At 70.7% G+C, this 1,805-nt stretch carries 1 protein-coding gene; it reads right to left on the minus strand.

All coding sequences use genetic code 11. The annotated features are described in order from the left end of the window. Positions 1 to 111 precede the first annotated feature (111 nt). Complete coding sequence (locus ABZ656_RS57765) at positions 112 to 1,557, minus strand: aldehyde dehydrogenase family protein (RefSeq protein WP_101400957.1); 1,446 nt, start codon at positions 1,555 to 1,557, stop codon at positions 112 to 114. Between the last annotated feature and the right edge of the window lie 248 nt (positions 1,558 to 1,805).

The raw sequence follows: 1,805 nt of genomic DNA on the forward strand, positions 1-1,805 counted from the left end.
CACAGCGTGAAAGGGAGGTCGTCGCCATGTCCGGCAGATCCCCATGTGAGTGAACGATCCGAACCTCAAACGATCACTGAAGGTTAAATTTCAAGTTAAACTCTCGTGTCCTTAGAGCGCGAGGCCCGTCAGCACGAGGACCCGCTCGTACGTGTAGTCGTCCATCGCGAACTTGACGCCCTCACGGCCGACACCGGACTGCTTCACACCGCCGTAGGGCATCTGGTCGGCACGGTAGGACGGCACGTCGCCGACGACCACGCCACCGACCTCCAGTGCGCGGTGGGCGCGGAAGGCGACCTGCAGGTCGTGCGTGAACACGCCTGCCTGGAGGCCGTACTTGGAGTCGTTGACGGCGGCGAAGGCCTCCGCCTCCCCGTCCACCCTGCGCACGGTAAGGACCGGTCCGAAGACCTCCTCGCAGGAGATCGTCGCCTCGGCCGGTACGTCGGCGAGCACGGTCGGCGCGTAGGAGGCACCGTCGCGCTTGCCGCCGGTGAGGAGGGTGGCGCCGGACCGGACGGCCTCGTCGACCCAGGACTCCACGCGCTGGGCGGCGTCCTCGCTGACCAGCGGGCCGACGTCCGTCTTGTCGTCGGACGGGTCGCCGGTGACCTGGGACTCGACGGCGGCGACGATGCGCGGCAGCAGCCGCTCGTACACCGACGCGTCCGCGATCACGCGCTGCACGGAGATGCAGGACTGGCCGCCCTGGTAGTTGGAGAAGGTGGCGATGCGGGTCGCGGCCCAGTCCAGGTCCTCGTCGCTCGCCCAGTCGCCGAGGACGACGGCCGCGCCGTTGCCGCCGAGCTCCAGGGTGCAGTGCTTGCGCGGCACCGAGTCCATGATCGCGTAGCCGACCTTCTCGGACCCGGTGAAGGAGATGACCGGGAGCCGCTCGTCCTGGACGAGGGCCGGCATCCGGTCGTTGGAGACCGGGAGGATCGACCAGGAGCCGGCCGGCAGCTCCGTCTCGGCGAGCAGGTCACCGATGATCAGTCCGGAGAGCGGGGTCGCGGGCGCCGGCTTCAGGATGATCGGCGCGCCGGCGGCGATGGCCGGGGCGATCTTGTGGGCGCACAGGTTGAGGGGGAAGTTGAAGGGCGCGATGCCGAGGACGACGCCCTTCGGGAAGCGGCGGGTGAGGGCCAGGCGGCCCTGGCCACCGAGGTCGGTGTCGAGGCGCTGGGCCTCGCCGCCGTTGAAGCGGCGGGCCTCCTCGGCGGCGAACCGGAAGACGGACACCGCGCGGCCGACCTCGCCGCGGGCCCACTTGATCGGCTTGCCGTTCTCGGCGGAGATGAGCTGCGCGATCTCCTCGGTGCGCTCGACCAGGCGCTTGCTGACGTGGTCGAGGGCGGCGGCGCGGACGTGGGCGGGGGTGGCGGCGAACTCGTCGCGTACGGCGTACGCGGCGGCGACGGCCTCCTCGACCTGTGCCTCGGTCGGGACGCTGACCTGACCGACGACCCGGCCGTCCCACGGCGAGGTGACATCGAAGGTGGTCTCACCGGTGGCCTGGCGGCCGGCGAGCCAGAAGGCGTGGGTGGAAGTCATGTCGATTCCCGGCCCTTCCGAGGTTGAGGAGTCCTTGGCGTTCGTGGTCCACGGTAGGGCCAGGGCGGCGGGAGGTCGTTTGTCCGGGACGTAGCAGTACCGGGTCGTGGCACTCCGCTTTGGCACGATCGAGGTGACCGCCGGGTTTCCCTCGCCCCCGCCGCCCCTACCCGTCCCATCCCACGGGGGCTCCGCCCCCGGGCCCCCAAGACCGCGCAGTTCCCCGCGCCCCTTCAGGGGCGCGGGGA

Origin of the sequence: Streptomyces sp. NPDC007095 (assembly GCF_040634475.1) — a bacterium.
In the GTDB taxonomy this organism is placed as follows: Bacteria; Actinomycetota; Actinomycetes; order Streptomycetales; family Streptomycetaceae; genus Streptomyces.

Coding starts and splice junctions, on each gene's coding strand:
- ABZ656_RS57765 (WP_101400957.1), bottom strand. CDS start 1,557: ATGACTTCCACCCACGCCTTCTGGCTCGCCGGCCGCCAGGCCACCGGT.